The 7,025-nt window shown below is 39.7% G+C and carries 10 protein-coding genes; 8 read left to right on the top strand and 2 right to left on the bottom strand.

The features are described from left to right. Positions 1-96: 96 nt before the first annotated feature. Both AB685_RS24625 and AB685_RS24620 read left to right on the top strand, forming a co-directional pair. Positions 97-456, top strand: a complete 360-nt coding sequence (locus AB685_RS24625; RefSeq protein WP_047973227.1) for a 4'-phosphopantetheinyl transferase superfamily protein — start codon at positions 97-99, stop codon at positions 454-456. A gap of 29 nt (positions 457-485) precedes the next feature. Next, complete coding sequence (locus AB685_RS24620) at positions 486-1,973, top strand: NAD(P)/FAD-dependent oxidoreductase (protein ID WP_047973226.1); 1,488 nt, start codon at positions 486-488, stop codon at positions 1,971-1,973. A 351-nt stretch (positions 1,974-2,324) separates the two neighbouring features. On the opposite strand, the gene AB685_RS24615 is transcribed toward AB685_RS24620, so the two are convergent. Next, positions 2,325-3,194, bottom strand: coding sequence for an SDR family oxidoreductase (locus AB685_RS24615; RefSeq protein WP_047973225.1), 870 nt, complete (start codon positions 3,192-3,194; stop codon positions 2,325-2,327). Positions 3,195-3,577: 383 nt separating this feature from the next. On the opposite strand from AB685_RS24615, the gene AB685_RS31465 reads away from it, so the two are divergent. Further along, positions 3,578-3,742 carry a hypothetical protein gene (locus AB685_RS31465; protein WP_157860752.1) on the top strand — a complete coding sequence of 55 codons (165 nt, stop codon included), beginning with the start codon at positions 3,578-3,580 and terminating at the stop codon, positions 3,740-3,742. A 66-nt stretch (positions 3,743-3,808) separates the two neighbouring features. Further along, on the top strand, positions 3,809-4,018 hold the full coding sequence (locus AB685_RS24610; protein ID WP_047973224.1) for a cation transporter: 210 nt from the start codon (positions 3,809-3,811) through the stop codon (positions 4,016-4,018). A 243-nt stretch (positions 4,019-4,261) separates the two neighbouring features. Here AB685_RS24610 and AB685_RS24605 read toward each other — a convergent pair whose 3' ends face one another. Then, positions 4,262-4,774 carry a sigma-70 family RNA polymerase sigma factor gene (locus tag AB685_RS24605; RefSeq protein WP_047973223.1) on the bottom strand — a complete coding sequence of 171 codons (513 nt, stop codon included), beginning with the start codon at positions 4,772-4,774 and terminating at the stop codon, positions 4,262-4,264. Between the two features lie 229 nt (positions 4,775-5,003). Between AB685_RS24605 and AB685_RS24600 the strand changes: the two genes are divergently transcribed. From AB685_RS24600 to AB685_RS24585, 4 genes are all read left to right on the top strand, one after another. Next, positions 5,004-5,456, top strand: coding sequence for a VanZ family protein (locus AB685_RS24600; RefSeq protein WP_047973222.1), 453 nt, complete (start codon positions 5,004-5,006; stop codon positions 5,454-5,456). Between the two features lie 58 nt (positions 5,457-5,514). Then, complete coding sequence (locus AB685_RS24595; RefSeq protein ID WP_047973221.1) at positions 5,515-6,093, top strand: hypothetical protein; 579 nt, start codon at positions 5,515-5,517, stop codon at positions 6,091-6,093. Positions 6,094-6,310: 217 nt separating this feature from the next. After that, positions 6,311-6,745, top strand: a complete 435-nt coding sequence (locus tag AB685_RS24590) for a thioesterase family protein (RefSeq protein WP_047973220.1) — start codon at positions 6,311-6,313, stop codon at positions 6,743-6,745. A 14-nt stretch (positions 6,746-6,759) separates the two neighbouring features. Next, positions 6,760-7,025 (top strand): hypothetical protein (locus AB685_RS24585; RefSeq protein ID WP_047973219.1); only part of this gene is annotated, 266 nt, incomplete at its 3' end.

Raw genomic sequence — 7,025 nt, 5'->3', positions numbered from 1 at the left:
TTTCCTCTTCTAGCAATTGGAGCAAATGTTATCTTCACTTTGAGGACTACTCATAATCCACTGATTGAAACGAAAAAGGAGGCATCAAATTGAGTAATGAAAGTCTTTGGATTAGGAGTAGATATAGTTGATCGAGAACGTGTCGAACGTCTAACCTGTAAGGGGTCAATCACTTGCTTTATAGAAAAGTGGCTTTCAACTGATGAGAGAAAATATCTTGAAACCACTACGAACAAAGTAGAATTATTTTCAATTATTTTTTCAATTAAAGAAGCATTTATTAAGGCTTCTTCAGGGCATGTGAAATTAAAAGATATTAAGAAGATACGTGTTGTTATGTCTGAGGGAGCCTATTCAGTATCCTATGATGATTTTTTAAAGAATAAACATTGCTGGATTACAACGAATGTATTTCCTAATTATACGATTTCGTCAGTTACAATTGTAATTATTTGAGGCTGACGGACCAATCTTAGGAGGATAAGATGGTAAATGGRCATAAAAGCTATGATGTAATTGTAATAGGATCAGGACTTGCTGGTCTARCTTCAGCAGCTCTTTTAGCGAAGTCAGGTAAAAGGGTATTAGTACTAGAGCAACATTATTACATTGGTGGTTGTGCACACACATTTAAAAGGTTTGGGTATGTGTTTGACACAGCAATCCATGTAATAGGTGGAGGAGAAAAGGGAGGAGAAATTTATTCATTATATGAGAAGTTAGGGCTATCTGATAAAATTGAGTTTCTTCCAATAGAACCCCTCATTACAGTTAACATCAATAATGTACTGTATCCAATACCAGGTAACATTGATAAGTTATCTATCAAAATGCACCAATGGTTCCCAAATGATAGGGTCGAGATTAATAAAGTCTTAGAAGAAATTAAACACATTGGGGGACTCAAAGGGAATTACAATGTTCGAGAAATGAAACGAGCCATTGAGCTTGAAAAATTGTCCTATAAAGAATATCTACAGGGAAGATTTTTGCACCCTCACATTGAAAAAATACTAAGTTCTCTCATTTTATTTGCTGGGACTTCAATAGATGAACTTTCTACCTTTAAAATGATGAACTTAATGATGAGTTTTAATGGAGGTGCTTTTTATCCAAAAGGTAATTCTCAAGAGTTAAGTAACGTTCTAAAAAACTACATACTCTTAACAGGCGGGGAAATTAAGGTGAATCGAAAAGTAGAGAAAATATTGTTAGAAGGTCCACAGGTCAAAGGTGTAGTTGATCATAAAAACAATACCTTTTTAGCTGAAATAGTTATATCAAATGCTGATTTGAAATCTACTTTTTCTACTTTACCGGAGAATTATCCTCTGCCAAAAAAATATGAAAAACGCATGAATAGACTTGAAAATTCCAATTCAGCAGTCATATTGTATGGTGCGATAAAAAATGAGCATTTACCTAGAGAAGGATTATCGCATGAGATGGTTTTTCTAACAGATACGAACATTAATCATGAAAAAAAACTATGTTTTGACCCGCTTGACCTAAGTAATGATCCAGTTATTTCATTATGTTGTCCTTCTCTATCGGATAAAAGTCTAGCTCCAAATGGATATTCAATTATCACATTTATGTCACTGTGTAAAGGAGAATATATAGAGGAGATCAGGGAGGAAAAAGGAAAAGAATATTTATTCGAACGTTATGCTCAGTTAATAGAAGAGAAGCTTCCTGGCGTTATAGAGCACTTAGAGTATTATGAGTTTGCTACTCCGAGAACGATAAAAAGATATACTCTTAATGACAAAGGTTCTATTTATGGATGGAAAAAATCAATTAATCAAATGGGGCTAAATAGTATAGGACCTAACACTCCAATAGAGGGGCTATATGTTACTGGCCATTGGAGTCAAGGAGCGCATGGAGCGTATGGTGTTATGAGGTCTGGCAGATTGACAGCAGAGCATATCATCCAATTTRAAAATACAGTTGAAATAACAGCTCATTGATTGCAATGCTCATTTACTATGAGAAGGTAGTAAAAAAACGAGAGGAATGGAGCTATTATATGAGAAATATCATCTCGGCAAGTCTTATACTAATGACACTATCAATATTTTCAAGAAGACCAAACAATAAAAGATATATCAAGATCACACCTAGATATAAGTGAAATGTTCTTGGCAAAAATCTAGGTTTTTGAAGCTTAATTGCCAAAGCAAATATCTTTTTTATGGTTCTTAAGATTATAAATTTCTTAAAAATATAGATTATGTGTTAGCCCCTCTTCGCATTTTTATTTTGAAATGGTTAAAGTGTAGATAAACCCATCACTCTGCGTGAGCGATGGGCCTTCCTAGTTATGTCGAAATAAAATCTCCACCATTAACATGCAGTGTCTGACCTGTCATGTAAGACGAGTCATTACTAGCTAGTAGAACAAAGCAGCCAACATGTTCAACCGGTTGTCCTGGGCGTCCCATAGGTGTGTCGGTTCCGAATTCTGCCACTTTATCCTCAGGGAAGGTCGATGGAATAAGCGGTGTCCAAATTGGTCCAGGCGCAACGCCGTTGACGCGGATTCCGTCTTTTACAAGAGCTTGAGCCATTGAGCGCGTGAAGGCATTTATCGCACCCTTTGTCGCTGTATAGTCAATTAGCTGCGGATTTCCGCGGTACGGGTTAATAGACGTTGTATTAATGATCGTGCTACCTGGCTTCAAGTAGTCGATCGCTTTTTTCGTGAAGTAAAAGTAAGAATAGAAATTGGTTCTGAACGTTTTCTCTAATTGCTCGCTTGTGATGTCTTTAATGCTTTCTTTTGGATGCTGCTCAGCTGCGTTATTCACAAGGACATCTAAACTTCCGAGCTCATTTACTGTTTTTTCGATGGCCTCGTTACAGAAAGACTCATCTCCGACATCTCCAGGGATTAAGAGGCATTTCACTCCCTCTTTTTCGACGCGAGCTTTTGTATCCTCGGCATCTCCATGCTCATCTAGGTMGACAATGGAAAGATCTGCGCCCTCTTTGGCATAAGCCACGGCAACAGCTCGTCCGATTCCACTATCTCCTCCTGTAATCAATGCCACTTTTCCTTTCAACTTGCCTGTACCTATATAGTTATCATCCTCGTATATAGGGAGAGGATTCATCTCACTTTCAATACCAGGCTGACGTTCTTGCTCTTGTTTCGGTTGTCCTTCTGTTTGTCTGTTTCGTAAATCCAATTTGATCTCCTCCTATTTTAATGAAGCATTATCTTCTATTTTGTGTTTAGCCTGTTGAAGTGAATTTGAAACATTTGGGAGAGAGGGGAGAATACTAGATTATTTCTTAGGAAGCAGCATGATATATGTCAAAATAGAATGAAAAATACCAATAAATAGGTAATGATAACTTGTCTTTTTATGTCAATTGAATGTAAAATAGTTCATGTGGATCAAGCTTGTATTTCGACATGATAAAAAACTACTAACCTTTGAAAAAATATACTTACGTTATTGAATTGGTAAAAAATAGTGAGAGTTCGAGTGTGGAAATAAAATAAACGTTTACTTTTCTAAAAGAAAGGCAATGTACTACTAACTACCAAATGAAGGAGAATCATTAAATGTCTACTTTGAAAGAAGCTACAAACTTTACCGAGCAACACTTAAAAGACTTGCTTCAACATATTCAAACAAAAGGAACGGAAGATGCGAACCTCACATCGGCTCAATTGGTCGAAGAGATTGCATCAGCTTTTAAGCCATTTATTAATCGTGAAGAAGTGTAAGTGAAATGTATACTTTTCCCAAGGTCATCAAACACTAATTATCAGTACTGATAACGGAGGGATTTCATGCAAACTGTAACCTTGCAAGTAGAGAAAATGAGTTGTGGCAATTGCTTAGACACAGTGAAAGCAGCACTTGAAGGAATCGATGGAGTAGAGCAGGCAGATGTTCACCTCGAAGACAAGACAGCAAGAGTGGCGTACGATGAATCGCGCGTCACGACTGAGCAAATGGCTGAAGCCGTTGAAGACAAAGGATATATGATTGTCCCGTAAGCCGTCTTGTGGATGGCTTTTTTTGTGCGCTCTTTTTGAAGGTTGAGGGAGTAGGTTTTTGAGCAAATTCATCAAATATGTGGAAATTCATAGGCCGCATTAGAGTCTAAGCAGATGATTCCGCCGAATTTTTGTCGAAATCCGACAGAACCACAGCATAATCAGTCAAATCAGCAAGATATTCCGCCGAAATCCGCTCATAATCAGGCAAGTGCATACATAATATGGAAATAATCTATTGTTTCAACCTCTCGCCGCACCCACCACGCACCGCAGCTTTTTCAACGCCGTCTTCCGCCACGTCGCTACTGTATTTTTCGATACGTTCTGCTCGGCTGCAATTTCACCAAGCTTCTTTTCATAAACAATCGCCTCTCGGACCCAGAGAAGTTCCCGTGTCGAGAGCTGCTCCAAGTAAGGATCGAGCTCGGCTAATGGATCCTCTCCTCTGAACAAATCACCAATAGACGCGGGGATCACAAAGTCTGTACTCGTTTGCTGGTCTTGCAGGACAAAGCGCTCGTCATAGGTGCGCTCTTTTCGTAGCTCCATCAACATGTGGCCTCGTACTGTATAGAGGGCGAATGCCGGAAACGAGCCTTTTCCTTCTTCATATTTCCGATAAGCTTCCCATAAGGCACAGACGCCAATTTGGTAGAAATGATCATGAGAACGGTAGAGATTGAGTTTTTTTAGCTGACCTTTAATGAGGGGTTCATATTGGGTGAGAATTTCTTCAAATGATTGACCTTGCATGGTGGATCTTCCTTAGTCAGAAGCGCTTCTGTGTATTCCGCGGTAGAGTAAGCGTACAGCGGATAGGTGAGAGGCGCATCTTGGCAAAACGGCAAAATGAAGATCGACGAGGTGAGCATTTTCACGTTTTGCTCTAGTGATATTGTCAAAACGAGTCCACCAAGGATAGTCATTTTGGCAAAATGATGGTATTTTAGTAGGATCGAAGAATTGAAGGAGTTTGTGCAATATGCTTGTTAAACATACATGGTCATGGGTAAGTGTCTTCCTCTGGATGGCGCTGATCTTTTATTTGTCACACCAACCAGCATCAGAATCGGCGGAATTAAGCAGTGGGATCATGGACAGACTCGTAGCGGTTGTTGAAATTGTCGTTCCAACCATTCATCAGCATCTCGAATTGGTCCATTTGATCATCCGAAAAGGGGCGCATTTCTTTGCTTATTTCATCTTAGGAATACTCGTCATTMATGCCTTAAGAGATCGCCGTCCTACTGGCTATCGCAGAGTCTTGCTTGCTCTCACTATTTGTGTGCTTTATGCGATATCAGATGAGGTTCACCAGTTATTTATTCCAGGGCGAAGTGGAGAAGTAACGGATGTTTTGATTGATAGTGTCGGCGCAAGTGTCGGAATTGGGTTGTATCTCATCGCCAAAGCAACAATGAGAAAAAGGGTATAGCTGCTTATACCCTTTGCGCATAGTAAGAGAAGGTAAGAGGAAAGGGGGGAGCATAGACATGTGTCATTTTCAAAAAGGAGTTAAAAACGATGTAGCGTTTGTGTTCTCATGTCCAGGAGCTGCGGAGGAAGCAGCGAATAGACCTGCGGCAGGCAGAACAGGAACGAATTTACATCAATTATTATCTATTCTTCACTCACATTTTAGAGAAGTGACGGAGTGGTCGCGAGAGGCGATTACGATTACCAATGCATGGAGCAAGGTTGAATACCGCCAGCTCACCGGTCGTACAGAGGCTACAGTGAGCGAGGTCCTATCAGAAGAAAACCTTTTTCGCCTAGAACAGGAATTAAGCGAAGTAGAGAAGGTAATCATTTGCTCTGGGCAACGAGCAACCCTCGCAGTTTCCGCACTAGCCAACAATGACGGGTTACGTGAGGGAGTAAAAGTAATTAGCATCCGTCACCTTGGACTTCGATCCCTTAATCAAATAAAAGTAGACATCCATGGGAGGCCTATTTATTCTATTGCGGAACAGCTAACTAGAGACGGTACCGCAAATCCGCAGCTTGGTCCTGAAAATACAAAGAAGCGATTAGAAGTAGTGGCTTATGAAATCATCAACGTCCTCCAATAAAGTACTGAATTTTCAGTTTTTATATTGCTTATCCTATCTTAAGGTGCTAGGATGAAAGTAGAAACCACATCCATCTACCTCAAGAATACCTCCTGTGATTTTCATCCTATCCGTCATAACAAATCATCCAGATGAATACTTAGTAGTAACAGCTTGTGTTATTTTGCGAACAAAACATACTAACTGGTTAGTATAACGAAGAGAGGAGAGGGTACTTATCACTCATTTTAACTTTTCACATCCAATTCGAGTTCGCTATTCGGAAATTGATGGGCAAAAGATTGTCTTTAATGCGCATTACTTAACCTATATTGATGTTGCGGTGACGGAATATTATCGCAAGGTGATTGGCCCCAACTGGCTCGAGTTAGCAGAGAAAAATATATTTGATCTTGTCTTAAGGAGGGTCACACTTGATTATCTTTCTCCAGCAAAACTAGATGATCTTCTTGATATCCATTGCCGTGTCGTGAACATGGGCAGATCGAGCATGAATTGTGAGTTTGCGATCAAAAGAGGGGATGAGCTCTTAATTCAGGCAGAGGCTGTYCAAGTGTGCTTTGATTTAGAAACAGGTAAGTCAAAGCCTATTCCAGAGGAAATTAAAGAGCGGATCAGAGAGTTTGAAGGATTGTCGATATCCGTTGAATAGAGGAGGGGAGACGATTGTTATCATTTAACCGCAATCAGTGGGAAGCGTATGTGGGGATTGGGCAAAAGGAAGCTGCTCAGCTATTTAAGGATGTGTTGAGGGAAGCAGACATGTCTTTTGAAGAGAAGGTCTTGCCCCCTGTTTATATGTATGATTCAAAGCATAATAGCATTGAACTAGAGACCGACGGGTTAGTAATTACACTAATCTACGTTTCAGGTGACCCACTTACCCGGTTCTTTTCAGGGATTGTTGGTAGCCGTAAGCATTTTGAAGGGGT

The organism is Bacillus sp. LL01 (assembly GCF_001037965.1).
The sequence above is the reverse complement of the archived record's forward strand: the minus strand, read 5'-3'. Positions and strand labels throughout refer to the sequence as shown.